This is a genomic window from Brevibacillus migulae, assembly GCF_004521915.1.
Classification (GTDB): Bacteria; Bacillota; Bacilli; order Brevibacillales; family Brevibacillaceae; genus Brevibacillus_F; species Brevibacillus_F migulae.
In genome coordinates this window covers 1-25,627 of sequence record NZ_SDKD01000036.1, presented here as the reverse complement: position 1 = coordinate 25,627, position 25,627 = coordinate 1, and the positions used below count along the sequence as shown (strand labels likewise).

General features: G+C 50.5%; 27 protein-coding genes and 1 tRNA gene. 20 read left to right on the top strand and 8 right to left on the bottom strand.

The features are described 5' to 3' along the window. Nucleotides 1-10 precede the first annotated feature (10 nt). The 3 genes from EIZ37_RS24270 to EIZ37_RS24265 all read left to right on the top strand — a co-directional run bounded on the left by EIZ37_RS24270 (nt 11) and on the right by EIZ37_RS24265 (nt 803). Nucleotides 11-268 carry an HPr family phosphocarrier protein gene (locus EIZ37_RS24270; protein ID WP_134687346.1) on the top strand — a complete coding sequence of 86 codons (258 nt, stop codon included), beginning with the start codon at nt 11-13 and terminating at the stop codon, nt 266-268. Between the two features lie 140 nt (nt 269-408). Further along, nucleotides 409-585, top strand: coding sequence for a hypothetical protein (locus EIZ37_RS26190; RefSeq protein ID WP_167569115.1), 177 nt, complete (start codon nt 409-411; stop codon nt 583-585). A gap of 38 nt (nt 586-623) precedes the next feature. Next, nucleotides 624-803 (top strand): H-type small acid-soluble spore protein, encoded by a 180-nt coding sequence (locus tag EIZ37_RS24265; protein ID WP_134687345.1) that lies wholly within the window; start codon nt 624-626, stop codon nt 801-803. A 71-nt stretch (nt 804-874) separates the two neighbouring features. Here the strand turns inward: EIZ37_RS24265 and clpP are convergent, their stop codons facing one another. Both clpP and EIZ37_RS24255 read right to left on the bottom strand, forming a co-directional pair. Further along, nucleotides 875-1,474, bottom strand: a complete 600-nt coding sequence (clpP, locus tag EIZ37_RS24260) for an ATP-dependent Clp endopeptidase proteolytic subunit ClpP (protein ID WP_134687344.1) — start codon at nt 1,472-1,474, stop codon at nt 875-877. Between the two features lie 131 nt (nt 1,475-1,605). Next, nucleotides 1,606-1,845: a hypothetical protein gene (locus tag EIZ37_RS24255; RefSeq protein ID WP_134687343.1), complete on the bottom strand. Its 240-nt coding sequence runs from the start codon at nt 1,843-1,845 to the stop codon at nt 1,606-1,608. A 207-nt stretch (nt 1,846-2,052) separates the two neighbouring features. Between EIZ37_RS24255 and EIZ37_RS24250 the strand changes: the two genes are divergently transcribed. From EIZ37_RS24250 to EIZ37_RS24245, 3 genes are all read left to right on the top strand, one after another. Then, the gene (locus EIZ37_RS24250; RefSeq protein WP_134687342.1) at nt 2,053-2,517 is read left to right on the top strand and encodes a copper amine oxidase N-terminal domain-containing protein; all 465 of its coding nucleotides are present in this window, start codon (nt 2,053-2,055) and stop codon (nt 2,515-2,517) included. A 110-nt stretch (nt 2,518-2,627) separates the two neighbouring features. Further along, a complete protein-coding gene (locus EIZ37_RS26800; protein WP_407921169.1) occupies nt 2,628-2,726 on the top strand; it encodes a YtzI protein in 99 nt (32 codons plus the stop codon). Between the two features lie 168 nt (nt 2,727-2,894). Then, nucleotides 2,895-4,106, top strand: a complete 1,212-nt coding sequence (locus tag EIZ37_RS24245) for a branched-chain amino acid ABC transporter substrate-binding protein (RefSeq protein ID WP_167569114.1) — start codon at nt 2,895-2,897, stop codon at nt 4,104-4,106. A 472-nt stretch (nt 4,107-4,578) separates the two neighbouring features. On the opposite strand, the gene EIZ37_RS24240 is transcribed toward EIZ37_RS24245, so the two are convergent. Both EIZ37_RS24240 and EIZ37_RS24235 read right to left on the bottom strand, forming a co-directional pair. Continuing rightward, nucleotides 4,579-4,719 carry a DUF4023 domain-containing protein gene (locus EIZ37_RS24240; protein ID WP_134687340.1) on the bottom strand — a complete coding sequence of 47 codons (141 nt, stop codon included), beginning with the start codon at nt 4,717-4,719 and terminating at the stop codon, nt 4,579-4,581. Between the two features lie 124 nt (nt 4,720-4,843). After that, a tRNA-Arg gene (locus EIZ37_RS24235) sits at nt 4,844-4,918 on the bottom strand. Between the two features lie 161 nt (nt 4,919-5,079). On the opposite strand from EIZ37_RS24235, the gene rpoN reads away from it, so the two are divergent. The 8 genes from rpoN to eno all read left to right on the top strand — a co-directional run bounded on the left by rpoN (nt 5,080) and on the right by eno (nt 14,101). After that, nucleotides 5,080-6,462 (top strand): RNA polymerase factor sigma-54, encoded by a 1,383-nt coding sequence (gene rpoN / locus EIZ37_RS24230; RefSeq protein WP_134687339.1) that lies wholly within the window; start codon nt 5,080-5,082, stop codon nt 6,460-6,462. Between the two features lie 6 nt (nt 6,463-6,468). Continuing rightward, on the top strand, nt 6,469-6,735 hold the full coding sequence (locus tag EIZ37_RS24225) for a glutaredoxin family protein (protein ID WP_134687338.1): 267 nt from the start codon (nt 6,469-6,471) through the stop codon (nt 6,733-6,735). A gap of 164 nt (nt 6,736-6,899) precedes the next feature. After that, nucleotides 6,900-7,946 carry a sugar-binding transcriptional regulator gene (locus tag EIZ37_RS24220; protein ID WP_134687337.1) on the top strand — a complete coding sequence of 349 codons (1,047 nt, stop codon included), beginning with the start codon at nt 6,900-6,902 and terminating at the stop codon, nt 7,944-7,946. Nucleotides 7,947-8,066: 120 nt separating this feature from the next. Further along, nucleotides 8,067-9,071, top strand: coding sequence for a type I glyceraldehyde-3-phosphate dehydrogenase (gap, locus tag EIZ37_RS24215; RefSeq protein ID WP_134687336.1), 1,005 nt, complete (start codon nt 8,067-8,069; stop codon nt 9,069-9,071). A gap of 104 nt (nt 9,072-9,175) precedes the next feature. Continuing rightward, nucleotides 9,176-10,357 carry a phosphoglycerate kinase gene (locus tag EIZ37_RS24210; protein WP_134687335.1) on the top strand — a complete coding sequence of 394 codons (1,182 nt, stop codon included), beginning with the start codon at nt 9,176-9,178 and terminating at the stop codon, nt 10,355-10,357. A 66-nt stretch (nt 10,358-10,423) separates the two neighbouring features. Then, nucleotides 10,424-11,182, top strand: a complete 759-nt coding sequence (tpiA, locus tag EIZ37_RS24205; protein WP_134687334.1) for a triose-phosphate isomerase — start codon at nt 10,424-10,426, stop codon at nt 11,180-11,182. 48 nt (nt 11,183-11,230) lie between these two features. Then, the gene (gpmI, locus tag EIZ37_RS24200; RefSeq protein ID WP_134687333.1) at nt 11,231-12,772 is read left to right on the top strand and encodes a 2,3-bisphosphoglycerate-independent phosphoglycerate mutase; all 1,542 of its coding nucleotides are present in this window, start codon (nt 11,231-11,233) and stop codon (nt 12,770-12,772) included. Between the two features lie 45 nt (nt 12,773-12,817). After that, nucleotides 12,818-14,101 carry a phosphopyruvate hydratase gene (gene eno / locus EIZ37_RS24195; protein ID WP_134687332.1) on the top strand — a complete coding sequence of 428 codons (1,284 nt, stop codon included), beginning with the start codon at nt 12,818-12,820 and terminating at the stop codon, nt 14,099-14,101. Between the two features lie 85 nt (nt 14,102-14,186). Here eno and EIZ37_RS24190 read toward each other — a convergent pair whose 3' ends face one another. Further along, nucleotides 14,187-15,164, bottom strand: a complete 978-nt coding sequence (locus EIZ37_RS24190) for an aldo/keto reductase (RefSeq protein WP_134687331.1) — start codon at nt 15,162-15,164, stop codon at nt 14,187-14,189. A gap of 124 nt (nt 15,165-15,288) precedes the next feature. Between EIZ37_RS24190 and pdxR the strand changes: the two genes are divergently transcribed. The 5 genes from pdxR (at nt 15,289) to EIZ37_RS24165 (ending at nt 21,385) form a co-directional block, all read left to right on the top strand. Beyond that, nucleotides 15,289-16,725, top strand: a complete 1,437-nt coding sequence (gene pdxR, locus EIZ37_RS24185) for a MocR-like pyridoxine biosynthesis transcription factor PdxR (RefSeq protein WP_134687330.1) — start codon at nt 15,289-15,291, stop codon at nt 16,723-16,725. A gap of 257 nt (nt 16,726-16,982) precedes the next feature. Then, nucleotides 16,983-17,822: a hypothetical protein gene (locus EIZ37_RS24180; protein ID WP_134687329.1), complete on the top strand. Its 840-nt coding sequence runs from the start codon at nt 16,983-16,985 to the stop codon at nt 17,820-17,822. A gap of 4 nt (nt 17,823-17,826) precedes the next feature. Then, nucleotides 17,827-18,507 (top strand): response regulator transcription factor, encoded by a 681-nt coding sequence (locus tag EIZ37_RS24175; protein ID WP_134687328.1) that lies wholly within the window; start codon nt 17,827-17,829, stop codon nt 18,505-18,507. Beyond that, complete coding sequence (locus tag EIZ37_RS24170) at nt 18,476-19,858, top strand: sensor histidine kinase (RefSeq protein ID WP_235828210.1); 1,383 nt, start codon at nt 18,476-18,478, stop codon at nt 19,856-19,858. The genes EIZ37_RS24175 and EIZ37_RS24170 overlap by 32 nt, the downstream gene beginning before the upstream one ends. A gap of 135 nt (nt 19,859-19,993) precedes the next feature. Then, on the top strand, nt 19,994-21,385 hold the full coding sequence (locus EIZ37_RS24165; protein ID WP_134687327.1) for a DJ-1/PfpI family protein: 1,392 nt from the start codon (nt 19,994-19,996) through the stop codon (nt 21,383-21,385). Nucleotides 21,386-21,426: 41 nt separating this feature from the next. Here EIZ37_RS24165 and EIZ37_RS24160 read toward each other — a convergent pair whose 3' ends face one another. From EIZ37_RS24160 to EIZ37_RS24150, 3 genes are read right to left on the bottom strand one after another with little or no spacing between them, the layout of a single operon-like run. Beyond that, nucleotides 21,427-22,248: an ABC transporter ATP-binding protein gene (locus EIZ37_RS24160; RefSeq protein WP_134687326.1), complete on the bottom strand. Its 822-nt coding sequence runs from the start codon at nt 22,246-22,248 to the stop codon at nt 21,427-21,429. Between the two features lie 16 nt (nt 22,249-22,264). After that, nucleotides 22,265-23,302, bottom strand: coding sequence for a FecCD family ABC transporter permease (locus EIZ37_RS24155; protein WP_134687325.1), 1,038 nt, complete (start codon nt 23,300-23,302; stop codon nt 22,265-22,267). Continuing rightward, nucleotides 23,299-24,309: a FecCD family ABC transporter permease gene (locus tag EIZ37_RS24150; RefSeq protein WP_134687324.1), complete on the bottom strand. Its 1,011-nt coding sequence runs from the start codon at nt 24,307-24,309 to the stop codon at nt 23,299-23,301. Before EIZ37_RS24150 ends, EIZ37_RS24155 begins: the two co-directional genes overlap by 4 nt. Nucleotides 24,310-24,518: 209 nt before the next feature. Here EIZ37_RS24150 and EIZ37_RS24145 point away from each other — a divergent pair, with 209 nt between their 5' ends. Then, complete coding sequence (locus EIZ37_RS24145; protein WP_235828208.1) at nt 24,519-25,538, top strand: ABC transporter substrate-binding protein; 1,020 nt, start codon at nt 24,519-24,521, stop codon at nt 25,536-25,538. Nucleotides 25,539-25,627: the final 89 nt, after the last annotated feature.

Here is a 25,627-nt window from a genome sequence, read left to right as displayed (position 1 = left end):
AGGTACAGCCATGGTACAACAACAGGTGTTGGTCAAGTTGAAAACAGGCTTGCAAGCTCGTCCGGCAGCGTTTTTTGTGCAGGAAGCGAACCGCTTTGCCTCTGAAGTATTTGTAGAAAAGGACAGCAAAAAGGTAAACGCCAAAAGCATCATGGGGATTATGAGCTTAGCGATTAGCACAGGGACAGAAATCACGATTTCTGCTGAAGGGCCCGATGCTACGCAAGCGGTTGCAAGCTTGGTGAACCTGGTAACGAAAGAAGAATAACAAAGGAAACAAGAGAGACACTTCCGTCCGCAAAAGAGGGAGTGTTTTTTCTTCTCTATAGAGCAGTTCGGATAACAGGCATGAATGATAAGCCGCGATTGGGGCATTCCTATACCATAAAAGTGGGAAGGAGGGTTTCGATGCCTAAGGACGACGTTTACTCCCATGACTCCTTGTATCAGGGCCGCGATGAGGAATTCATGGATATCGATCGAATGATCAATGAGGGCTTGGGTGGTGGACAAGTTACCCTGCAAAACGGGTTAATCGAGGAAACCACAACCGACACGATGAATAACGAAACAGACGGTACATAAAGCCATAAGCGTACATCCATCTGAACAGGAGGATCAACATGAACGTCACGCGCGCAAAAGAAATCATTCAGTCTACGGATAAGGTTACGGTGACTTACCAAGGGTCTCCGGTGTGGATTGACGGTGTGGATGAAAATTCCGCCATGGCCAGGGTGCATGAGGAAGACAATCCGGTGCAACGAAAAGTGGTAGCCGTCGCTGATTTGCAAGAGCAATAGCAGGAACGGAAGAAAAGCCCCAGGGATGATTGACTATCCCCGGGGCTTTCGTTTCGTTTCCGATTGAGCAGTTATTTTGCGGTTGGTGTGGACGAGATAACCGCATCGATGAGACCGTATTCCTTTGCATCTTGTGCAGAGAGGAAATTATCTCGATCGGTATCCTTGGCAATCCGCTCGAGCGGTTGTCCAGTACGCTCGGACAGGATTTTGTTCAAGTGGTCGCGCATTTTGAGAATGCGTTTTGCCGCGATTTCGATATCGCTGGCTTGACCTTGCGCACCTCCCAATGGCTGGTGAATCATCACTTCACTGTTTGGCAGCGCATAGCGTTTTCCTTTTGCTCCAGCCGCGAGCAAGAATGCGCCCATAGAAGCAGCCATTCCTACGCACAAAGTGGATACATCGGGTTTAATGAATTCCATGGTGTCAAAAATGGCCATACCAGCCGTGATCGAACCGCCAGGACTATTGATGTACAGTTGAATATCTTTGTCCGGATCTTCCGCTTGCAAGAAGAGCAACTGGGCAACGACACTGTTGGCCACTACATCATTGATAGGGGTACCGAGGAAAATGATGCGATCCTTTAACAGGCGGGAGTAGATGTCGTACGCTCTCTCGCCGCGATTGGTTTGTTCAATAACAGTAGGGATAAGATTCATATGCATATCGTTCCTCCTCTCTTTACAAGAATATCATACACAATTGGTCAATAAAGGTCAAACGAAAGGGCAAAATCCTCTTCTCAGTAATCCCAAAAATGAGCAACTTTAAACATTGTATACGCCAGACTGCCGTTTCATTCCGCAGGCGGGGGAGGAGCATCCGCCTCGTTCTCCTCTTCGGTTAGGTCTATGGCTACCCGCAAATGGGCTTTCATTTTACGCCCCTTGATCAAAGTGTATTCATGCAGCTGCTTGCTCTCCAGGTGATTGATGGCCTCAGCCAGAGCCTGTTCGTCATCATAAGGCTGAACGGTAAGGAGGCACTCTTCTTCACTCGCTTCCTGATAGATCAAAAAATAGCGGTCTTCAGCCAAAACACTCAGTCCCTTCAAGCATGAAATGACTTATCAACAGTATTATCCACAGGTTGTGCACAAAAACATTTGTTCGCGGGAAAAAGTTAATTTCCAATGAAAATGTTGTAAAAAAAGTTTAAAATTGAGGAAGGATATATTTTCCTGTTGTGGAATAGAACATAGTTGAACCTATCTTTTACTTATAATTAAGGGAGTGTTACAAACATGTTACGCAAATTACCAGTGCTTCTTTTGACAGCAGCTTTGCTTACCGGGGGAGTGGCTGGCCAAGCTTTGGCACAGCAACCTGCAAGCGCTGCTGCAAACCAACCAATTAAGGTGCTTTTGAACGGCAAACCGATCAATCTGCCGCAAGCGCCTGTCAGCTACAATGGAGTCACCTATGTAAACGCGAGTGCATTGGCGCTTGCTCTGGGCGGCACAGCTGCTTGGGATAACGTGAGCAAATCCGTATTGATCGCAAAAGGAAATGATTTGGCGATCCGCATTTTCCAAGACAACCCGGTTGCCTATAAAAACGGCAAAGTGGTAAAAGTTCCTGGCGTTGCACGTCCTACACAAGGGGCGGTATTGGTTCCGCTCGGCTTCGTGGTACAAGAGCTGGGTGCTACTATTACCCTGGACACCAAGACAAAAACGTATAACATCTCGATGAAAATCGAGAAGTAATCACTGGCAGCAATCTGCCGAACGGTGCTTTACCATTGTCTGCGGAATCGCATTCCTTTATAATGAGAACTGCGTTTTTGAATGCGGACAAATATGGAGGACACTGCGTCATGAGTTCGGTGATTTACGGCGTTATCATCTTGTTTGTAGTAATCATCGGTTTGACCATTTGGGTGACCAATAAAGCTTATTCTCGCAAAGATGAATAGCGTTTCGCAACGGGCCGTTCCTTTGTTGGAGCGGTTTTTTGTTTGCTCGCATACAAGTTTGAAAAGATTTCATATTTTTATCTGTTGCAAATTTTCTAATTTATTTTAAAATGATACAAGTAGGCAGACAGATTTTAATTTTCAGATAAACAATGAGGGGGAAACATCATGCATAAGAAAAAAATCGCATTTCTATCGACTGTATTGGCAGTAGGTACAGCTTTGGCTGGCTGCGGCGGCGGCGGCAATGCCGGACAACAACCAAGCGGCGACGCTGGCAATGCTTCCGGCGGCGGTGAAGCAGGCGGTAAAATCGTCATTGCTTCTGTAGGACCACTGTCCGGTTCTGCTTCTGATTATGGTGAAACAGCAAAATCCGGTGCAGAATACGCGGTAAACCTGAAAAAAGAAGAATTCAAAAAGCTGGGCTTCGATCTGCAATTGCTGGCACAAGATGACCAAGCCGATCCGAAGCAAGCCGTTTCCGTAGCGGAAATGGTTATCACCAACCCTGACGTACTCGCTGTAGTGGGCCACCCTACCACAGGGGCATCGATCACTGCATCTGTAAAATATGAGCAAGAAAGCTTGGCGATGGTTTCTCCATCCGCGACAGGTTCCAACCTGACTGAGGAAGGCAAAAAAATCGTACACCGCATTTGTGCGCGTGACGACCAACAAGGTTCCAAAGCTGCGATTTTTGCGAAAAACCAACTGGGTGTAAAAACCGCTTACGTACTTCACGACAAACAAGCCTATGGCCAAGGTCTGGCTGACGAAGTGAAAAAGCAATTTGAAGCGGATGGCGTGCAAGTGGTTGGCTTTGAAGGGGTAACTGCAGGGGAGAAGGATTACAGCGCAGTTGTAAACCAAATCGTGGCGGCAAACCCTGATATGATCTATTTCGGCGGTTACTATGCAGAAGCGGGTATCATTGTGAAGCAAGCTCGTGAGAAAGGCTTCAAAGGCACCTTCATGGGTGGGGACGGTCTGGACTCTGCTGACATGCTGAAAATCGCGGGCGATGCAGCTAACAACGTCGTGTTCACTTCGACAGTTGGTGACATCGGCGCTACTGAAGAAGGCAAGAAATGGATTACTGATTACGAAGCGGCTACCGGCAAAAAAGTGGGGATCTTCACTTCCTTCGGTTATGACGCGGCAAACGTAACGTTGAACGGCATCTTGGAAGCAATCAAAGCAAACGGCGGCAAAAAGCCTTCCCGTGAGCAAGTGTTGGAAGCAATCCACAAAACAAAAGACTTCCAAGGACAGTTTGTAAAAGTTTCCTTTAACGACAAAGGCGACAACGAATTCGCGCAAGTATTTGCTTACAAATACGAAAACGGCCAAAAAGTATTCATTGGTGAAGCGAAGTAATCGCCAAGCCTTCCAAAAAGCATAAAAGGGAAAGGTCCGGAAACTTTTGGGTTTCCGGGCTTTCTCATTTTTTTGCTTGCTTCGCGGGATAAGGAGACGTTCTTTTCACTTCGCATTTGCCGAACGAACAAGCCCCTCGGAAAACAGAAAACAGGACATACTATCCGTGTAGCTTTCCAATTTCCATAAAGGATGTGTTCTCTGGTATGTCCAACAATCGTTCTACGCAGTTCTCCAATCAAAAGGGAAACAGCAGCAAATCGCAGACCTCCAATCAGCAAAAAAGCGAACGAGATCGCAATTTGAACAAGCAAGATCAGCAGTAATTTAGAAAAAACTTGGCTGCGCCAAGTCTTTGGCGGAGCTTAGTTTATCGACCAAGCAAAGGCCCCACTCCCTTTTTCAGGTAGTGGGGCCTTCTCTGTTGCTGAGTCAAAACGTATACGAAGTACAGGCTTCCAGCGAAGCGGATTTACCCATCGATTCCTTGCTTGGAAGGCAGACGTTTTTCGGGATGATTGAAGCCTTGATGCTCCTTGTTGTGCTGGTCTTTTTTCTGGTCTTCTTTCACCTTCTGGACAAATTGCTCGGTGCTCATGTTGTTCAAGTCCATGCTAACCCCTCCTTTTCGCGTATGGGGTTATTGTTACCCAGGTTCGTCCGACGCTTCCGTGGAAACGTCTTTCTCAGGCAACAAAAAAAGACTGGTTCACAAACCAGCCTCTTCATATCAATGATGGTACGCCCGAAGGGAATCGAACCCCCGCACATGGTTCCGGAGACCATTGCTCTATCCACTGAGCTACGGGCGTATGAGTTATTGTCGCTCATTTATTATATAAAGGCTGAGCAAAAAAAGCAAGAAACAAAGGAAACCAGTTTGGCAGGAAAATTGCATAGCCATATTGAATAGATATGAATAAGATAAAAGTACGCACACCATTCAGTTCAACAGAAGGGGGAATGAACTGAAATGTCGTTGGGTCTGAATTTATATCAGGAACAGACGCTTAAGCTGGTCATGACGCCAGAACTGCGCCAAGCGATCACGATTTTGCAATTTTCCTCAGCTGATCTGATCTCGTATCTCCATGAACAAGCAAATGAAAATCCTGTCATTGAGCTGCAGGATGTCAGTGCGGCGCTTGAGAATATCGTTCCACGCACAGAAGGTCCCAAGCCCGAAATAGACTGGAAAGAATGGGTCGGCAACCGTGCCACTGGCGAATACACAGTAAATAAAAATGAAAGCACTTACAATGCGCTGGACTTTGCTCACAAGTCGTCAACAACGCTGTTCGAGCATTTGGAGGCACAGCTCGGCATGGTCAAAGGCTTGACGGAAGGGCAGCGGAGGATCGCGCTGTATCTGATCGGCAATCTGGATGAGCGCGGATACTTGGAAATTCCGATTGAGGAGATTGCGATTCGTCTGGGCGTTGCTGTACTCGAAGTGGAGGATATCCTCAGCGTGATCCAGCATTTTGATCCGGTTGGGGTAGGCGCTCGCAATCTGGAGGAATGCATTCTGCTGCAGCTCCAGCACACCGGGATGGATGACGAGGCGATTGTACAGGTGGTCACACACCATCTGCAGGATCTGGCCAATAACCGTTTGCAGAGAATCGCGGATTCGATTGGCTGTACGCTTTCAGATGTACAGCGCATATCAGACCGTTTGCGCATGCTCAATCCGCGTCCGGGAGCAGCTTTTTCCGGCAATGACACGCGCTATGTGATTGCGGATGTAACGGTAGAAAAAGTCGGCAGGGACTATGTCGTGCTGGTCAATGATATCAGTGCCCCGAGACTGACGATTAACAGCTTTTATGAAAAAATGCTGAAGGAAAAGTCGAGCGTGGAGGAAGCCAAGCAGTTTATTCATGACAAGCTGAATGCGGCGCTCTGGCTGGCAAAAAGCCTGGAGCAGCGCAGGCTGACGCTGATGCGTGTAACTCAGGCGATCGTCGATTTGCAGCGGGATTTCTTTGAACACGGCGTGCATTTCCTGAAGCCGATGACGCAAAAGGAAATCGCGGAACGGGTAGGTCTGCATGAATCCACCATCAGCCGAGCGACCAGCAACAAATATGTCCAGACACCGCGCGGCCTTTTTGAACTAAAATACTTTTTCACCTCGGCCCTGGCGACGGCGAATGGGGATGCGGCCTCCTCGGAAAGTGTGAAAAAACGGATCAAGGCCATCATAGAAGGGGAAGATCGCAAAAAGCCCCTGTCTGATCAAGTGATTACCGAGATGCTGGTCAAAGAAGGAGTGGAAATCTCACGCAGAACGGTCGCGAAATACCGGGAAGAGATGATGATCCCTTCCTCAGCGAAAAGAAAGAGGTTCTAGAACGGGATGGATAAAAAGACATTTGAAATTACGCTCTACGGCCGACCGGGCTGTCACCTGTGCGAGCAGGTGGAAGAACGGATCAAGCGGGTGGGCAATGACTTTTCCCTTCGCTTGAAAATCGTGAACATCGAAAGCGATCCTGCCCTGCACGAAAAATACATGTTTACCATTCCGGTGGTGGAGATTGACGGAGAGGAAACTTTCCCTTCTGTTACCTCCGTGATGAGCGAAGAAGAGCTTCGCCAGGAATTGAAAAAGCGATCCGATTAATGAGATGAGCCCTTGTTTTGCATGTCAAGACAGGGGCTCTTGTATGTTTATGGAGGATATGCTACAGTAAGAGCGAAGGATCCTTTTTTTTACGCCACATCGGGACATAAAATGTACGTGCGGGACATAATGCGTCCCTAACTAACAGAAAAAGGGAATGATCCATGCGCGACTTGATTGAGATTCAGCAGAAATTGTTACCCGACTTGGTGGAAGTCCTGCGCAAGCGCTATATGCTGCTGCAATCCATCTACCATCTGCAGCCGATCGGACGACGGGCATTGTCGCAAGTAACCATGACCACAGAGCGCATCTTGCGCGGAGAAGTGGAGCTGCTCAAAGAGATGGGGCTGCTGCTTTTTACAACAGCAGGCATGAGTGTAAGCGAAGAAGGGCAGCGTGTCCTGGAACGAATGGAACCGATGGTGGCAGAATTGTTTGGGTTAACGGATTTGGCAGCACAGCTGCAGACACATTTGCGTATCCCAGAAGTCATTGTGGTCCAGGGAGATGCGGATCGCAATGAATGGGTGAAGCAGGAGCTCGGGCGAGTAGGAGCAAGGGTTTTAAAGCAGCGAATTCAGGAAGGCGATGTTGTAGCTGTTACCGGTGGTTCTTCGATCGCCAGCCTTGCAGATCATTTGACACCTTCACCAGCCTTCCGTACGGTTCAATTTGTACCGGCGCGTGGCGGACTGGGGGAAAAGGTGGAGCTGCAAGCGAATACGCTGGCTTCCGTCATGGCGGCAAAAACGGGCGGTTCGTACCATTTGCTGCACGTGCCAGACCGGCTTTCAACCGATGCGTTGCAAGCATTGCTGGAGGAACCCGGAGTGCGGGAAGTCATCGATCTGCTGCGCACATCACGAATCGTGGTGCACGGGATTGGCGATGCGCTTGTCATGGCTCAGCGCCGTAAATACTCTCCCCAAGAGCTCGATGAGTTACGAGCGGTAGGAGCGGTTTCCGAAGCATTCGGCTATTACTTTAATGATTCAGGAGAAATTGTCCACCGGATGCCGACGATCGGACTTCAGCTGGAAGACGTGCAAAATGCGGAGGTAGTCCTGTCGATCGCCGGTGGAGCGAGCAAGGCAAAAGCCATTCACTCCTTTGCGAAACAACAAGCTTACCATAACGTGCTGATCACGGATGAAGGGGCTGCCAGAGCGCTTCTGGCTCAAATTGACCCCAAGGGTGCAAGTGTATAAGCCGATTTGCGGCATACTAAGTAAGGTGCAAAAAAGTTGATGAGCTTTCTCCCGCTTTGCATTGCGCGGTAGCGGTAGAGATAGAGAATATTGGATGGAAAATTGAGGAGGGAATTACCCATGGTAAAAGTAGGGATTAACGGTTTTGGTCGTATCGGACGCAACGTATTTCGTGCAGCGCTGAGCAATCCAAACGTAGAAATCGTAGCGGTAAATGACCTGACAGATGCAGCGACACTGGCGCACCTGTTGAAATACGACTCTGTACATGGCACGCTTGACCTGCCAGTAGAAGCAAGAGAAAACTCCCTGATCGTGGGCGGTAAAGAAATCAAGGTTCTCGCTGAGCGCGATCCGGGCGCACTGAAATGGGCAGATTATGGCGTTGAAATCGTGGTAGAATCCACTGGCCGCTTCACAAAACGTGAAGATGCTGCGAAACACCTGGAAGGCGGCGCGAAAAAAGTAATCATTTCCGCTCCTGCAACCAATGAAGATATCACCATCGTAATGGGTGTAAACGAAGATAAATACGATCCTGCCCAACATACCGTCATCTCCAACGCTTCTTGCACAACCAACTGCTTGGCTCCTTTTGCAAAAGTGTTGAACGACAAATTTGGCATCGTGCGCGGTCTCATGAACACCATTCACTCTTACACCAACGACCAGCAAATCCTTGACCTGCCGCACAAAGACCTGCGTCGTGCGCGTGCAGCAGCACAAAACATCATTCCTACCTCTACAGGTGCAGCAAAAGCAATCGGATTGGTACTGCCTGAGTTGAAAGGAAAGCTGAACGGTAACTCCATGCGCGTACCTACTCCAAACGTATCTGTTGTTGACCTGGTAGCTGAATTGAAAACAAGCGTGACTGCAGAAGAACTCAACGCAGCACTGAAAGAAGCAGCGGAAGGACCACTCAAAGGAATCCTGGCTTATTCCGAAGAGCCGCTCGTATCCTCCGACTACAACGGCAACCCGGCATCTTCTACAATCGATGCTCTGTCTACCATGGTTCTGGAAGGCAACATGGTGAAAGTCGTTTCCTGGTACGACAACGAGTGGGGCTATTCCAACCGTGTCGTTGATCTTTGCCAATTTGTTGCAGAAAAAGGTCTGTAAAAAGTAAAATAAAAAGGATTGCGAAAAGGGAGAGTGTCCTCTCCCTTTTCCCGTGCATGATTCAATTGGAAAGAAAAGACAATATCCTTTAAGGAGGATTCTTTATGAACAAGCAGTCCATCCGTGATGTGGAGCTGTCCGGAAAACGCGTCTTTTGCCGTGTAGACTTCAACGTGCCGATGCAAGACGGGGTCATTACCGACGATACGCGTATCCGCGCGGCGGTACCGACGATCAAGCAGCTGAGCGAAGCAGGCGCCAAGGTCATTCTGGCAAGCCATTTTGGGCGTCCAAAAGGTGCCGTGGTAGAAGAAATGCGCTTGACCGCTGTAGGCAAACATTTGGAGTCCGTACTGGGCAAACCGGTGAAAAAACTGGATGAGTCCGTAGGGTCAGCAGTCGAAGCAGCCGTGAATGCGATGCAAAACGGCGATGTGATCCTTTTGGAAAACGTACGCTTTCATGCGGGCGAAGAAAAAAACGATCCAACGCTGGCAAAGCAGTTTGCTGACCTTGCTGATTTGTTCGTGAATGATGCTTTTGGAGCGGCCCACCGCGCGCATGCGTCAACAGCAGGGATCGCGGCACATATTCCGGCGGTTGCAGGGCTGCTTATGGAAAAAGAAATCCAGTTCCTTGGCGGGGCGTTGTCCAATCCGCAGCGTCCGTTTACCGCGATCGTTGGCGGAGCAAAGGTGAAAGATAAAATCGCTGTGATCGAGAATTTGCTGACCAAGGTGGACAGCTTGATCATTGGCGGAGGGATGGCGAATACCTTCCTCAAGGCACAAGGCTATGCGATCGGCGCTTCTTTGTGCGAGGATGACAAGCTGGATCTGGCGCGTTCCTTGATGGAGCAGGCGACCAAGCGCGGCGTGAAATTGCTGATGCCTGTCGATGTGGTTGTAGCGGACCGTTTTGCCGCAGACGCTGAAAAGAAAACCGTACCGGTAAGCGAAATTCCGGATGGCTGGATGGCGCTGGATGTCGGGCCAGAATCGGTAACACTGTTCCGCGATGCGATCGTAGCCTCGGAAACAGTGGTCTGGAACGGACCGATGGGCGTGTTCGAGATGGACGCATTTGCAAGCGGTACGATTGGTGTCGCGAAAGCTATGGCGGATTGCAAAGGCATCACCATCATCGGCGGCGGGGATTCCGTAGCAGCTGTGGAGAAGGCGGGCGTAGCCGAGCAAATGACCCATATTTCCACGGGCGGCGGCGCATCTTTGGAATTCATGGAAGGCAAAGAGCTGCCAGGTGTAGCCGTTCTTTTGGATAAGTAAAACGTGGCTACGCCAAGTTATTGGCGGAGCCTTCGTTGCAATTAATGGAGAGGGAGTGGACTGTACGTGAGAACCCCAATCGTAGCTGGGAACTGGAAAATGTTCAAAACGATCGCAGAAGCAAGCGATTTTTCCGCAAATGTAAGCAAAGCGGCTCCAATCGCGGGAGTGGAGCAAGTGATTTGCGCGCCATTCACCACGCTGCCTGCATTGTCTGAGCTGTTCAAAGGCACTTCCATCGCACTGGGTGCGCAAAACATGCATTATGCGGAAAACGGCGCATTTACCGGCGAGATCAGCCCGCTGATGCTAAAAGAGCTGGGCGTCAAATATGTGATCATCGGTCACTCTGAACGTCGCCAGTATTTTAACGAAACAGATGAAACCGTGAATCTGAAATCGAAAGCGGCGCTGCAGCATGGATTGCTTCCGATCATTTGTGTAGGAGAAACCTTGGCGGAGCGCGAAGCTGGCAAAACAGAAGAGGTTGTACGTGTACAGACGGAAGCTGCGTTTGCAGGGATTTCCGCTGATCAAGCAAAAACGGTTGTCGTGGCGTATGAACCTGTGTGGGCGATCGGTACGGGCAAGTCCTCCTCGTCTGCGGAAGCAAACGAAACGATCCGTTATATCCGTCAAGTGATCGCATCCCTGTATGGCCAAGAAACGGCTGATCAAGTGCGCATCCAGTACGGTGGAAGCGTAAAACCGGACAATATCGCAAGCTACTTGCAAGAATCCGATATTGACGGTGCGCTCGTTGGGGGAGCCAGTCTGACTGCAGATGGTTTTCTCCAGCTTGTCGCAGGTGCGTCCGGCAAATAACGATCGCCGAAACAGTACCGCATTGTAAGACTGAAGGAGGTAGCTGCAATGTCGAATCGACCAAAACTGGTTGCCCTGATTATTCTCGACGGCTTTGCCCTGCGTGACGAAGAATACGGCAACGCAGTGAAGCAAGCGAAAAAACCGAATTTTGACCGCTACTGGAGCACCTTTCCTCATGCGACACTGGAAGCGAGCGGCTTGGCTGTGGGTCTTCCAGAAGGGCAGATGGGGAACTCCGAGGTTGGCCACTTGAATATCGGTGCTGGACGCGTCGTGTATCAGGACTTGACCCGGATTACGAAATCGATCAAAGAAGGCGATTTCTTCGAGAACGAAACCTTGCTCGGAGCCATTCGTCATGCGAAGGAAAAAGGCAAGAAGCTCCATCTGTTCGGCTTGCTTTCTGATGGCGGCGTACATAGCCACATTTCTCACCTGTTTGCGATTTTGGAGCTGTGCAAAAAGGAAAACTTCACCGATGTAAACATCCACGGCTTTTTGGATGGACGCGATGTTGCACCGGATAGTGCTGTTGGCTATATCGAAGAGCTGCAGGCCAAAATCAATGAGCTTGCCACTGGACGTATCGCGACGATTCAGGGTAGATACTATGCGATGGATCGGGACAAGCGCTGGGAGCGCATCGAAAAAGCATACCGCGCCATGGTATACGGAGATGCCCCGCACTATACGGATCCAATCAAGGCAGTGAAGGAATCCTACGAGAAATCGGTGATGGATGAATTCGTCATGCCGACCGTCATCGTGGACGACAACGATCAACCGGTCGGAAAGATCGAGTCGGAAGATGCCATTATCTTCTACAACTTCCGTCCTGACCGTGCGATCCAGATCTCGCAAGCGTTCACGAATGAAGATTTTCGCGGATTTGACCGTGGAGAAGGGCATCCGCGCGATCTGTACTATGTCTGCCTGACGCATTTCTCGGAATCGGTAAATGGCTATGTCGCCTACAAGCCAGCCAACCTGGACAATACGTTGGGTGAAGTGCTCGCGCAGAACAATTTGAAGCAGTTGCGCATTGCCGAGACGGAAAAATATCCGCACGTGACCTTCTTTTTCAGCGGCGGTCGCGAGCAGGAATTTCCGGGTGAAAAACGTATCCTGATCCCATCGCCAAAGGTGGCTACCTATGATCTGCAGCCAGAAATGAGTGCAGAAGGAATTACCGAAGCAGTCGTGAAGGAAATTCAAGAAGAGACCGTGGATACGATCATCCTGAATTTCGCGAACTGTGATATGGTGGGACATTCTGGTAAAATGGAACCGACGATCAAAGCGGTGGAAACCGTAGACACATGCTTGGGTCAAGTGGTGGATGCGATTCTGGCAAAAGGCGGCGTGGCGATCATTACAGCTGACCACGGCAATGCCGATTGGATGTTGGAGCCAAATGGCCGTCCGATCACCTCTCACAGCACATTCCCGGTACCCGTGATTGTGACCAAGGAAGGCGTGAGCTTGCGGGAGGATGGCGTTCTGGCGGATCTGTCTCCAACGATCCTGGATTTGTTGGGTGTTCAGCAGCCTGTCGAAATGACCGGAAAAACCCTGATTCAGAAGTAATGTGTAGAAACAACCTCTATTTATAAAAAAGGAGTGTTTTGAACGATGTCTATGATTACTGATGTTTACGCACGTGAGATTTTGGATTCCCGCGGCAACCCGACTGTTGAAGTAGAAGTATATCTGGAAGACGGTTCTTTTGGCCGCGCATGCGTTCCTTCCGGCGCTTCCACAGGTGCTTATGAAGCGGTTGAGCTGCGTGACGACGATAAATCCCGTTACCTCGGAAAAGGCGTACTGAAAGCAGTAGAAAACGTAAATGAAATCATCGCGCCAGAAATCATCGGCATGGATGCATTGGATCAAGTCGGCATCGATATGCTCATGATCGAGCTGGATGGCACGCCAAACAAAGCAAAGCTCGGCGCTAACGCAATTCTGGGTGTTTCCATGGCAGTTGCGCATGCAGCAGCAAACTCCCTCGGTGTTCCATTGTACAACTACCTCGGCGGTTTCAACGCGAAACAGCTGCCAGTACCAATGATGAACATCTTGAACGGCGGAAAGCACGCTGACAACACCGTAGACATTCAAGAATTCATGGTGATGCCGGTAGGTGCAGAGTCTTTCTCCCAAGCACTGCGCATGGGTGCAGAGATTTTCCACTCCCTGAAAAAAGTATTGAATGCAAAAGGCTTGAACACAGCTGTAGGTGACGAAGGCGGCTTTGCGCCAAACCTGAAATCCAACGAAGAAGCGATCACAACCATCCTGGAAGCGATCAAAGCAGCTGGCTATGAAGCAGGAAAAGACGTATTCATCGCGCTTGACGTGGCTGCGACTGAAATGTACAAAGACGGCAAATACCATTTCGAAGGCGAGGGTGTAGTGAAATCGACCGACGAAATGATCGAATTCTATGCAGAGCTGGCAAGCAAATACCCAATCATCTCGATCGAAGACGGATTGTCTGAGGACGACTGGGATGGCTGGAAAAAACTGACCGAGCGTCTGGGCAAGCAAGTACAGCTCGTAGGTGACGACCTGTTCGTAACCAACACGGAGCGCCTCGCACGCGGTATCGAGTCTTCCACAGGTAACTCCATTCTGATCAAAGTGAACCAAATCGGTACGCTGACAGAAACCTTCGACGCGATCGAGATGGCGAAACGTGCAGGCTACACCGCTGTTATTTCCCACCGTTCCGGTGAAACCGAAGATGCGACTATCGCTGACATTGCAGTAGCAACCAATGCGGGTCAAATCAAGACCGGTGCTCCTTCCCGTACAGACCGTGTGGCGAAGTACAACCAATTGCTCCGCATCGAGGACGAGCTGGGTGAAACTGCTCGTTACGGCGGCCGCGCTTCTTTCTACAACCTGAAATAGTCAATCGAATCACCTGAGCGAACCCATAACAAGCAGCCTGCTTCGTACAGATATACGAAGTAGGCTGCTTTTCTCAATTAATCCATCAAAGCTTTTCCAGAATGCGCTTGATCTCCTCCATCTGTTGGTGCTCCAGAGGGCCATAGTCCGATGCTTTCGCAATTTCTTCGGCCTGCGCGACGGTCTTGATACCCGGTATCGGGATGGTGGTCTCGCTTCGGCCCCATATCCAGCCTAAAGCGCCTTGGACGAGTGTTCGCCCGTTTGACGTCAGGATTTCTTTGATGGCCTCCAGCTTTTGCAAAAAGTCCTCCCGTGGCTTTCCGTCTTGAAAATAGGTGACCCAGGAATGGCTGCTTCCTCTGACATCGTCTGCTGGCAAGCGGGAAGCAGCGGTGAATTTTCCGCTGAGTAGCCCCATTGCCAGCGGAGAGTTGCTCACGGCTGAGAGCTGGTGCCGTTCGCAAAGATCAATCAATTCATTCCGGTCTTTGAGCACATTCAAGGAAAATTGGAGGGTATCCGCATGAGAGTGCTTTGCGAATTTTTCGGCTCCCTTCACATCGCTCGTGCTCCATCCATAGGCGCGGATATAGCCCTCCTGTTTGAGACGGTCAAGCGATTCGATCGCGGAATCGACCTCATTGTCCTGCAGGCTACCTACGTGAATCTGGTATAAATCGATATAATCGGTCTGCAAACGGCGCATCGACGCCTCGCATGCTTGACGGATGTAGGCAGGGGAGACGTTGTAGTCGGTCAGTACCTCCCGCCTGTCTTCGTTGTAGGTGTAGCCAAATTTGGTCGCGATGACTGTCTGCTCCCGCATGCCTTTCAGCGCTTCTCCCAGAATGCGTTCACTGTGCCCGGTGCCGTACACATCAGCCGTATCAAAAAAGGTGATGCCCAACTCGAAGGCACGCTGAATCGCTCGAATCGACTCTTGGTCATCGACTTGCCCCCATCCGTCTGCCAGACCATCAAGCGTAAATTGCCCGCCAATTGCCCAGCAGCCCATCCCGAGATTGCTCACTTCCATCGCGGAATTCCCTAATCGTTTCATGTTCAGACCATCTCCTGTTCATTCATTCTTTCAAATCCACTATAATCAAGGAAATTGGTCGGTTTAAGTTCCAATTCTGGCAAAAATTATAGAGCCAATCGAAAGCGAAAGGGGAGCGGAGGATATGCTGGGGATTCGATTCGAAAGCAGTCAGGGACTTTCTTTGACACGTCAGCTATGTGCTCAGCTGCGGCGTCAGATCGAGAGTGGTCAGCTGCCAGAAGGGTTTCGCTTGCCGCCGACGAGAAAAATGGCTGCGGAGCTATCGATATCCAGGAATGTAGTCATGGAGTCGTACGAGCAGTTGATGGCGGAAGGGTATCTCATCAGCCGAGTGGGAGCGGGAACCTTTGTGGCTGGCGGCATCAAGGAAAATACCGATCGCAGAGCAGCCGAAAATGAAAAACCGGTGTCTGGACAGGACGATGCGAGCGAAGATGTGATTGATTTTATCGCCGGGGCGCCTGATCTGGCTCTTTTTCCGCGGAAGCAATGGGGGAAATACTTGCAGCAGGCTGTCCGCGATGCAGAATATACGCTTTTGGATTACGGGGATGTTCGCGGGGATACCGAGCTTCGCAAGGCGATCGCCGACTACCTGTTTCGCATGAAGGGGATTCAATGCCGCAGTGAACAAATCATCATTGTCTCCGGCTCTGCGGAAGGATTTTTGCTCCTTTCCAAGGCGCTTTCGGCAGCGTTTCACTCGCTCTGTATCGAGGAGCCGACCGTCGATTTCATCAGAGACATCTTCAAGCACATGAACTATCGGCTGGTTCCCGTTCCTGTGGATCGGCACGGCATGAATGTAGAAAGCCTGGATCAGTGGGAGGCAGGCCATCTGGTGCTCGTCACCCCATCTCATCAATTTCCTACGGGAAGTGTCCTGTCGATTCAGCGCAGACAGCGAATCATCGAGATGGCGGAGCGTACCGGCAACTATATCATGGAGGATGACTATGACAGCGAATTCCGGTTCAAGGGCATACCTGTACCGCCTTTGCAGACATTGGCTCCTTCACGGGTTATACACGTCGGGACATTCAGCAAGACCTTGTCACCGGGCTTGAGAATCGGCTATCTAGTCATCCCGAAACAGCTCGTGGAGACGGTTAGCGAGATGAAGGAACAGCTGCATTTGCATACCCCGCCGATTCTGCAGAGAGCATTAGCTCGATTCATCCAGGATGGCCATCTCGATCGGCATATTCACCGGATGAAAGCCATCTATAAACAGAAGCGGGCCTATCTGGTCGGCCAACTGCACGAATGCTTCGGGAAGGATATGTCTGTGCACGGAGATGAGGCAGGGATGCATGTGCAGGTTGAGTTTGCGGGGAGCGACTCTGTGCAAGTACCTTGGGAAGAAGCGATTCGCTATGGCGTAAAGGTTCATAGCGTTGACTCATACAGCTTGCTGCCGGGTGCGTATCCCGGCAAGCTCGTATTCGGATATGGCCATCTTCGCTTGGATGAAATTCGGGTGGGGATTCAGCGATTGAAGCAATTTATAGCCGGGCAATTTCCGGTGATTCATGAAAAAAAGCACTCGGGGTCATGAAACTCCGAGTGCTTGCGGTTTTACCGAAAACAATTGCGAAAATCACCAGGTTCTGTGCTTCCCTTTCCGCTTCCTTTTCCGAACCCATTTGTTCACTGCCACGCTGCCACGTCCACCGCCCACCGCATGCTGCTGCCGGATCCCCATGCTTTTGATTTTCAGTTCATATTGGGTTCACATTGCAGCCTTATAGTAGGGGAAGAGACAGGAGCGATGGCCATCCTCCCTGAAAAATGGTTTGCAAGGAGCGCAAAGGTATGGATAAATGGATCGTAGCAACATTGCTGTATCTGACTGTATTGATTGGCGGCTTTACCTTCTACGAAGAGTTTGTGTCGGATGACAAACAGGCTGCATCAGCAGAAGCCGTGCACGGTGGCGGAGGAGATAATCACGCAGTGGCCGCCGGAGAAAGTCATGGACATCAAGGCGAAGCAAAGCATGGGACCCATAGCGAAGTGAATGTATTTGTGCAATCCGACGAGAAAGAATTGAAAATATTCCTGAAAGACAAAGCGGGAAATCCCGTTGAGCAACTCGAAGTAAATCACGAGAAGCGCTTGCATTTTATCGTGGTGGATGAACGTTTGCAGCAGTACCATCACTTGCACCCGGAACAGACCGGAAAAGGAGAGTTTCGGATAGCCAATCCGCTTCCCGCTGGATTTTATAAAGCGTTCGTGGATATCAAGCCGACCAACATGGCCTATCAGGTTGCTCCTGTTCCTTTTGTCGTAGGGCAACCAGGCCACTCCGCGGAATACCATGCAGGACTGGTGCCGGACGAAGCGTTTACCAGGACTGTCGAGGGTGAAAGTGTCAGCCTGCAATTAAGTGCCTTCCAGCCCAATGTGCCCGTGACACTGAAGTTTGAACTGGATCAAACAAACCTGACTCCGTATCTGGGAGCCATGGGGCATGTCGTGATTTTGGATGAACACGCACAAACCTTCCTCCATGTGCACCCAGCAAATGATCAGGAGCCTGTTTTCGAGACGCAGTTCACGCAGCCTGGTGTGTACAAAATATGGGCGGAGTTCAAACAAGGCGGAAAAGTGAGAGCATTTCCGTATGTAGTCGAGATCAAAGGGGAGTAATAGGGTGCTAAAGATATTGGTGGTGGATGATGAAGCTCACATTCGTGAGCTGATTCGTCTTTATCTGGAAGACGAGGGCTTTGCAATCATTGAAAAGGCAAATGGAGCTGAGGCGCTGGAGTATGCGGAGAATCATAAAGTGGATCTCGCCATTATCGATATCATGATGCCCAAGATGGATGGGTGGGAGCTCTGCGAAAGCCTGCGTCAATTCGGAGAGATGCCGATTTTGATGATCACGGCGAAGGGGGAGGCCGCGGACCGGATCAAAGGCTTCAAGCTGGGAACGGATGATTATCTGGTCAAGCCGTTTGATCCAGTGGAGATGGTGCTGCGGGTAAAGGCACTGCTGAAGCGGTATCGGATCGATGCCTCCCATACGCTCGCGCTGGGGAGCATTACCCTGGATCGCAAAAAGTATCACGTGGTCTACAGAGACGGTCAGACAGTCACGCTGCCGATGAAAGAATTCGAATTATTGTACAAGCTGGGGAGCCATGCCGGACAGCTGTTTACCCGCGACAATCTGATCGAGGATATATGGGGTCTGGATTATGAGGGTGATGAACGTACGGTGGACGTGCATATCAAGCGGCTCCGTGAAAAGTTTGCCGCATGCGAGGGAGATTTCCGGATCGTTACCATTCGAGGGCTTGGCTATCGGTTGGAGGTGCGTCACGATTAAATCGCTCTATACCCGCATTGTCCTGATTTTTGTCGGGATCGTCATGCTCAGTCTGTTCGTCGCCTTTTTCTCTACCTCTTTCCTGTACAAAAGCCGCATTCAGGGGATGGTCGAGGGCAGCCTCATCGCCAATGCGCAGAAAATGATTCACAACTATCAAGCGACTCCTTCTGCGGAGCTCGTTCCGTTTATGCAAAATTTCTCAGGGCTCTCCGGCAATCTGCTGCAGCTTTACAACAAGCAGGGGGAACCGCTTCTAAATGAACCGACGGGAATCCTCAAAGTCAGTCCGAAGCTGCTGGAGCGGGCACTTGCCGGGGAGAGCGTTAGCAATATCGCAGAAGAGGACGGAATCGTGCCCTATTTGCCGGTGGTCGGTGTGCCCTTTGAGACAGATGGCCAGCCGTACGCATTGTTTTTATCGGTGGAGCCGAATCAGGTGGAGATGGAAATCATGGACTCCATCCACTTGATGTATGTCATTATTCTGTTTTTCGGCAGTCTGCTGATAGTGGTCGCTGCACGTCATATCGTCAACCCGATCGTCAGACTGACCGATGCGACCAAACGCATGGCAAAAGGCCAATTTGATTTGGAGCTGCCGACAAGTCGCAAAGATGAAATCGGGGTCTTGACCGCCAGCTTTAACAAGATGGCAAAAGAGCTTTCCAAGCTGGATCGGATGCGCAAGGAGTTTGTGTCGAGCGTATCCCACGAGATTCAAACGCCGTTAACGTCCATTTCCGGGTTTAGCAAGGCGCTCAGACAGAAGAAAATGAGTGAGGAAAGCCGCAACCGTTATTTGACGATCATCGAGGAGGAAAGTGAACGGTTATCCCGGTTAAGCCAAAATTTGCTCCGGCTGACGTACTTGCAGCAGCACGACAAGCCCGTACAGGTAAGTCAGTTCCGCCTCGATGAGCAGCTGCGCAAGGTAGCGATCGCGCTGGAGCCGCAATGGTCGGCAAAAGGGATCGAGCTCACGATGGATCTGGAGACCGTGGTGATAGAAGCGGATGAAGATCAGTTGAAGCAGGTATGGACCAATTTGCTTGGTAACAGCATCAAGTTTACGCCTGAACACGGGACGATCATCATGGAAATAAGGAAACATGACCGCTATGCTGCCATCTCCATCACGGATACGGGCATTGGCATCCCGGAGGAAGAACGCGCCAATATTTTTAAACCGTTTCACAAGGTTGACAAGGCTCGGGATGGTGCCGTTAAAGGCAATGGACTAGGTTTGTCGATCGTCAAACAAATTGTGGATATGCATCATGGGGAGATCAGCGTAACGGGAGAGCCGAGTGGCGGTTCTACGTTTACCGTCCGCCTGCCCGTTTCATGACAAAGCCGCCGTATCCAAGGCGGCTTTTGTTTCTTTTTTTTCATAGACTGCCAATTCATATTGAGTTCACAGAGCCGCTTTATAGTATCCCTAAGAGCAAGTTGAGCTTGAAATCGACAAGGGAGAGAATGAAAGATGAAAAAGGCAATATTGAGGGTACTCGTGTATGTATTGATGCTGGTTATCTTTGTGGGGGGAAGCGGAGTGGCTGGCTATGCCAGTGAACAGCGAAATTACTGGGTGGCACCGAGCGAGCAGCCGCTGCCTTCCCTGCATAGCGTGAAGGTGCCTGAGCATGATCCAAATAAACCGACTGTCGCCGTACTGCTGGGAGATCCGACCACCGAGGTATTTGATTTTATGGTGCCCTACCAAATGTTCGCCATGACGGAAGCGTACAATGTGTACGCGGTTGCCCCGGAGAAAAAAGTGGTGTCGCTGACAGGGGGGCTGGATCTGGCTCCGCACTATTCGTTTGCTGAACTCGATCAATTGTTGCAGGGAAAAGGCCCGGACCTCATCGTGATTCCATACATTCCGATGATCGATGAGGAAAAATACCGACCGATTCGCAATTGGCTGCAAAAGCATGAGCACTCCAACCTGTTGAGTATTTGCGGCGGGGCAGGAAATCTGGCTGACGCGGGCCTCTTGAAAGGCAGATCGGCAACCATCCACTGGCAGTTTTTCGATATGTTCCAAGATCGCTTTGTAGATACAAACTGGATTCGGGATCAACGGTACGTCGACGATGGCAATATCATCGGATCAGCTGGCCTCACATCGGGTATCGACGCTGTGCTCTACGTCATCTCAAAGCAACAGGGGGAACCGATGGCAGAAAAAATCGCGAAGGAAATGAACTATCCTTCCTATCACTTTGTAAAGAATCCAAAGGTAGACCCGTATTACGTGGATCGCAGTGAAATCGTCTATATGCTGAATCAAGCTTTCCAGTGGAACAAGAAAAAAGCGGGGGTACTGCTGTATGACGGCATGGAAGATTCTGCACTGATCACCATCTTTGATACCTACGCCGCATCCGGAACGACCAAGGTCTACACCGTTTCTGCAACAGATCAGCCGATCGTCACCAAATATCAGATGACCTTGTTCCCGAGATATCAGGTAGCGAATGCTCCGCAGCTCGACAAGATGTTCGTTACAGGTACCGAAGCGAAAACGCTGGCTGCCGATGCCGTCAAGCAATGGGAGGAAAATGGTCAGCCAATTGAGCCGATCTATATTCACAGTGACAAGCCAAACAGCTTCGTATTCGATGCGCCGCTGGAGGATCTGGCCGGGCAGGAGGATGTTCTGACAGCGAAGTATGGAGCAAAACGCTTGGAATACCGGGCCAATCATCTCAACCTGCAGGGCAAGCCGTTTTCCTTGGAAGCATTCGGGATTCTGATATTGTTAATCGTGGTCGCATTGCTGCTGGCTTACTATGTGGACAGACGATTCATTTTGAAGAAGTCGGCATGCTGTTTTTTGAAGAAACGCGAAATTAGAACGAATGGATAGAAAAAGCGCCCGGAGAGCATGGGTTCTCCGGGCGCTTCTATTTACACTGACACCATCTGTTTTTTCATTCCCACCACTTTGCGTCCTTTGCCAAAAGGAATGCACATCGGCGTCCCGAAAAGGGGATCTGTGGTGATTTGGCAATCCATCTGAAATACCGTACGAACCAAGTCCTCGGTAATGATCTCTTCCGGCTTGCCCTGTGCATAAATGCCTTGGTCATGCACGGCAACGATGTGGTGAGCGTAGCGGCATGCCAGATTGAGATCGTGCAGGACCATGACGATGGTGCGGCCTTCCTGTTCGTTCAGTTCAAACAGCAGATCCAAGATCTCGATCTGATGGGTCATATCCAGATACGTGGTCGGCTCATCCAGCAGAATCGTATTGGTGCCTTGCGCCAGTGTCATCGCGATCCAGGCACGCTGGCGCTGGCCGCCGGACAGGGAGTCGACCGGACGATCGGCAAGCTCGGTCAGGCGCGTGGAGGCCAAGGCGCCCATCACCATTTTTTCATCTTCCTCCGACCACTGCTGTAACCAGTTTTGGTACGGATAGCGTCCTTGCTTCACCAGCTGCAGTACCGTCAGTCCTTCTGGCGCGATCGGGGACTGCGGAAGGATCGCCATTCGTTTGGCTACCTCTTTGGTCGGCCATTTGCTGATCGCTTGCCCATCCAGCAGGACAGCTCCTGTTTTCGGTTTCAGCAGGCGGGCAAGTGAACGGAGAAGTGTCGATTTGCCGCAGCCGTTGCTGCCGATGAATACCGTGATTTTTCCCGCTGGAACTACCATATCCAAATTTTCGATGATGTTCCGGTCTCCGTAGGACAACGTCAATGCATTGGTTTGCAAGGCTTGCATGTCAATCTCTCCTTCTTTATTGGTTACGCTTTTTATACAGCAGATAGATGAAGAATGGGGCACCGATCGCCGATGTGAACACACCGACCGGGATATCCAGAGGCGCAAATGCCACGCGGGCGACGAGGTCCGCGAGCAAGATGATCAAGGCGCCGACAAAGATGGAAACAGATAATACAGACCCAAAGGATGGTCCAACCAACTGCTTGCTTATGTGTGGTGCCAGCAAGGCGACAAAGCTGATTTCGCCGCCGACAGCGACGGCCGTACCGGTAAGGGCGGTACACATGAGCAGAAGGAGGAAATTATCGCGATTCACGGTATTCCCCACGCTGGTGGCAATCTCGCTTCCCAGCTGCTGCACATTCACTCGCCCGGTCATGATGACCGACAAGATGAGGAGAATCACGATCCATGGCGAGATCATGGTGACGTCATCCCAAGAGACTCCGTAGATGCTCCCAGTCAGCCAGAGAATGGCGCGGTTTTGCAAGAGAAACGGACTGAAAGTGATCAGGAGCGTGACAGCAGCGCTTGTGACGATCTTCAATCCAACCCCGATCATGACGAGACGAAGCGGGGTAACGCCTTTTTTCCAGGCGAGCGCATATAGGAGCAAGGCGATCAGGGTGGCACCGATAAAGGAAGCACCCGGCAGCCATTTGATGCTTAGTGTTTCAAAAAAGAGCAAGAAGGCTACGGCGGTTACCGAAGCACCGCCCGTAATCCCGAGAATATCAGGTGCAGCGAGCGGATTGCGTACCAATCCTTGTAAAATCGAACCTGCCACAGCCAGAGCGGCTCCAACCAAGATCCCCACGACGATGCGGGGGAGGCGGAATTCCTGGACAATCAAGGTTTCCTGTTCGCCACCGATCCCAAGCAATACCTTGACGACTTCAATGGGGGAGATGTTCATCTCACCCATGCCTGTGCTGATGATCGCGACGACCAAGGTAGCTAGCGCGAGCAGCAAGGTGACCCACAAAGTTCGCTTATGAATATGGAGCGATACCGGGAAACGACGATGACGTAGAGAGAAGTATGTTTTCATTTGCGCTCCAATCCCTTTCTGGCCACATAGATGAAGAAAGGCACCCCAATAAATGCGGTCATCACGCCGATCGGCAATTCGTTCGGCATGGCGATGAAGCGGCCGCCGATGTCAGCGGCGAGCAGCAGGATGGAACCGAGCAAGCCGCTGAAAAGCATGATCCAGCGGGCGCTCACCCCGACCAGGTAGCGGGCGAGGTGCGGAGTGACGAGGCCGACAAAGCCGATTGGCCCGGCAACCGCAACAGCGCTGCCGGATAACAAGACGATGGTGACTCCGGCCGCAATTTTGATGAACAACGTGCGCTGCCCTAGTCCTTTTGCGACATCTTCTCCCATCATCAAGGTGTAGAGGGGACGTGCCAGCAGAAAGGCAGCAAGCCAGGCGACGATCATGTAAGGGAAGACAGCCAGCAAATATTCCAGCTTGCGCCCGCCGACCGAGCCGGACAGCCAAAACAGCACTTCATCTAAAGCTTTATCGTTTAACACCAATAATCCATGGCGGGCCGAACTCGATAATGCCGTGATCGCAGCCCCGGCCAAGGTTAATTTCACCGGAGTAAGCCCATCGCGTCCGAATGATCCAAGAATATAGACGATGAGTCCGGCTACAGCCGCGCCTGCAAAGGCAATCCAGGAAAACTGGGTAAGGGAGCTGATCGAAAAGAAAGTGACTGCCACCACAATAAAAAAAGCGGCACCAGCATTCAGACCAAAAAGCTCAACGTCTGCCACCGGATTGCGGGTGAGAGATTGCAGCAGCGCACCGGCGATTCCAAGGCTTGCGCCAACTGCAATCGCATTGAGAACCCGAGGGACACGCACTTCTTTGATCACGATATGCTCGTTCGTTTGTTGGAAATTAGTGTAAGCATCGATCACGGTCTGCCAGCTCGTATCGACTACGCCGTAAACCAGGCTGACGAAAGCCAAATACCCGAGCAGCACCAAGCTGATGCATAAGGCAAGCAGTTTGAGAAACGTATTCGGTAGTAGAGCATTCATGTGTCAAAGAGCCTTCTTCCTTCAAAATAAATGAAAAAACAGTAGAAATAACAAGTATCCGTCTCCAGTGTAGAGGGCGTACCGTTCTTTGTCAATGATTTTGAGAGTCATTATCACTTTGCTGTTGACGAGCAGACAAAACCCATGTAGGATATGTAGGTGTAATTGATTCTTATTCTCATCTTATGTTGAAAGGGGATTATCCCAACATGAAGGCAAGCACTACATATCGCTTTCTGCGAAGCACATCTGCGCGTATGGTCATGCTGATGCTCGCAGTATTGATGGTCGTTACCGGATGCGGTCAGGGCGGACAACAAGCCCAAACACCAGAGAAAACGGCTGAGCAACCAGCTGCACAGCAACCGGCCTCCGATGCTGGTCAATCTTATAAAGTAAAACATGCAATGGGGGAGACCGAAATCAAAGGCACCCCGCAAAAAGTGGTTGTATTGACGAACGAAGGAACAGAGGCAGTATTGGCTCTCGGCATCAAGCCGGTCGGTGCCGTACAATCCTTTACAGGAAACCCATGGTATGAGCATATAAAAGCAGATATGGAAGGCGTAACAGTATTAGGCATGGAGAGCCAGCCGAATCTGGAGGCAATCGCTGCCTTGAAGCCGGATATCATTTTGGCTAACAAGATGCGTCATGAAAAAATCTATGCACAGCTCTCCAAAATTGCTCCAACCGTAGAATCTGAGACGTTGCGCGGCAATTGGAAAAACAACTTCAAGCTGTACGCCGAAGCGCTGAACCGCAAAGCGGAAGGTGACAAGATTCTGGCTGATTGGGACAAACGCATTGCCGAATTTAAGGAAAAAGCGGGCGACAAGCTCAGCACCAAAGTATCGATCGTGCGTTTCATGCCAGGTCGCGTGCGTATTTATTACAAGGATACCTTCTCGGGCATCATTTTGCAGGAATTGGGTGTAGCCCGTCCTGAGGCGCAAAACAAGGATGATTTTGCAGCTGAAGTAACAAAAGAACGCATTCCTGAAATGGAAGGCGACATCATGTTCTACTTCTCTTATGAAACCGGAGATGGCGAGGCAACCAAGCTGGAAAAAGAGTGGACGAACGATTCGCTTTGGAAAAACCTGAATGTCGTGAAAAACAACAAAGCCTACAAAGTGGACGATGTGATCTGGAACACTTCTGGCGGTGTTAAATCTGCCAACCTGTTGCTGGATGAACTCACGAAGTACATCATTGAAGGAAAATAAGAAACAGTAGAAAAAGACGGGAAGTCTGATTCCCGTCTTTTTTCTATTTGGCGTGCCCAGCAAGCCGTTAATTGTTAGTTGGTGAAAGT

Coding starts and splice junctions, on each gene's coding strand:
- EIZ37_RS24270 (WP_134687346.1), top strand. CDS start 11: ATGGTACAACAACAGGTGTTGGTCAAGTTGAAAACAGGCTTGCAAGCT.
- EIZ37_RS26190 (WP_167569115.1), top strand. CDS start 409: ATGCCTAAGGACGACGTTTACTCCCATGACTCCTTGTATCAGGGCCGC.
- EIZ37_RS24265 (WP_134687345.1), top strand. CDS start 624: ATGAACGTCACGCGCGCAAAAGAAATCATTCAGTCTACGGATAAGGTT.
- clpP (WP_134687344.1), bottom strand. CDS start 1,474: ATGCATATGAATCTTATCCCTACTGTTATTGAACAAACCAATCGCGGC.
- EIZ37_RS24250 (WP_134687342.1), top strand. CDS start 2,053: ATGTTACGCAAATTACCAGTGCTTCTTTTGACAGCAGCTTTGCTTACC.
- EIZ37_RS26800 (WP_407921169.1), top strand. CDS start 2,628: ATGAGTTCGGTGATTTACGGCGTTATCATCTTGTTTGTAGTAATCATC.
- EIZ37_RS24245 (WP_167569114.1), top strand. CDS start 2,895: ATGCATAAGAAAAAAATCGCATTTCTATCGACTGTATTGGCAGTAGGT.
- EIZ37_RS24240 (WP_134687340.1), bottom strand. CDS start 4,719: ATGGACTTGAACAACATGAGCACCGAGCAATTTGTCCAGAAGGTGAAA.
- rpoN (WP_134687339.1), top strand. CDS start 5,080: ATGTCGTTGGGTCTGAATTTATATCAGGAACAGACGCTTAAGCTGGTC.
- EIZ37_RS24225 (WP_134687338.1), top strand. CDS start 6,469: ATGGATAAAAAGACATTTGAAATTACGCTCTACGGCCGACCGGGCTGT.
- EIZ37_RS24220 (WP_134687337.1), top strand. CDS start 6,900: ATGCGCGACTTGATTGAGATTCAGCAGAAATTGTTACCCGACTTGGTG.
- gap (WP_134687336.1), top strand. CDS start 8,067: ATGGTAAAAGTAGGGATTAACGGTTTTGGTCGTATCGGACGCAACGTA.
- EIZ37_RS24210 (WP_134687335.1), top strand. CDS start 9,176: ATGAACAAGCAGTCCATCCGTGATGTGGAGCTGTCCGGAAAACGCGTC.
- gpmI (WP_134687333.1), top strand. CDS start 11,231: ATGTCGAATCGACCAAAACTGGTTGCCCTGATTATTCTCGACGGCTTT.
- eno (WP_134687332.1), top strand. CDS start 12,818: ATGTCTATGATTACTGATGTTTACGCACGTGAGATTTTGGATTCCCGC.
- EIZ37_RS24190 (WP_134687331.1), bottom strand. CDS start 15,164: ATGAAACGATTAGGGAATTCCGCGATGGAAGTGAGCAATCTCGGGATG.
- pdxR (WP_134687330.1), top strand. CDS start 15,289: ATGCTGGGGATTCGATTCGAAAGCAGTCAGGGACTTTCTTTGACACGT.
- EIZ37_RS24180 (WP_134687329.1), top strand. CDS start 16,983: ATGGATAAATGGATCGTAGCAACATTGCTGTATCTGACTGTATTGATT.
- EIZ37_RS24165 (WP_134687327.1), top strand. CDS start 19,994: ATGAAAAAGGCAATATTGAGGGTACTCGTGTATGTATTGATGCTGGTT.
- EIZ37_RS24160 (WP_134687326.1), bottom strand. CDS start 22,248: ATGCAAGCCTTGCAAACCAATGCATTGACGTTGTCCTACGGAGACCGG.
- EIZ37_RS24155 (WP_134687325.1), bottom strand. CDS start 23,302: ATGAAAACATACTTCTCTCTACGTCATCGTCGTTTCCCGGTATCGCTC.
- EIZ37_RS24150 (WP_134687324.1), bottom strand. CDS start 24,309: ATGAATGCTCTACTACCGAATACGTTTCTCAAACTGCTTGCCTTATGC.
- EIZ37_RS24145 (WP_235828208.1), top strand. CDS start 24,519: ATGAAGGCAAGCACTACATATCGCTTTCTGCGAAGCACATCTGCGCGT.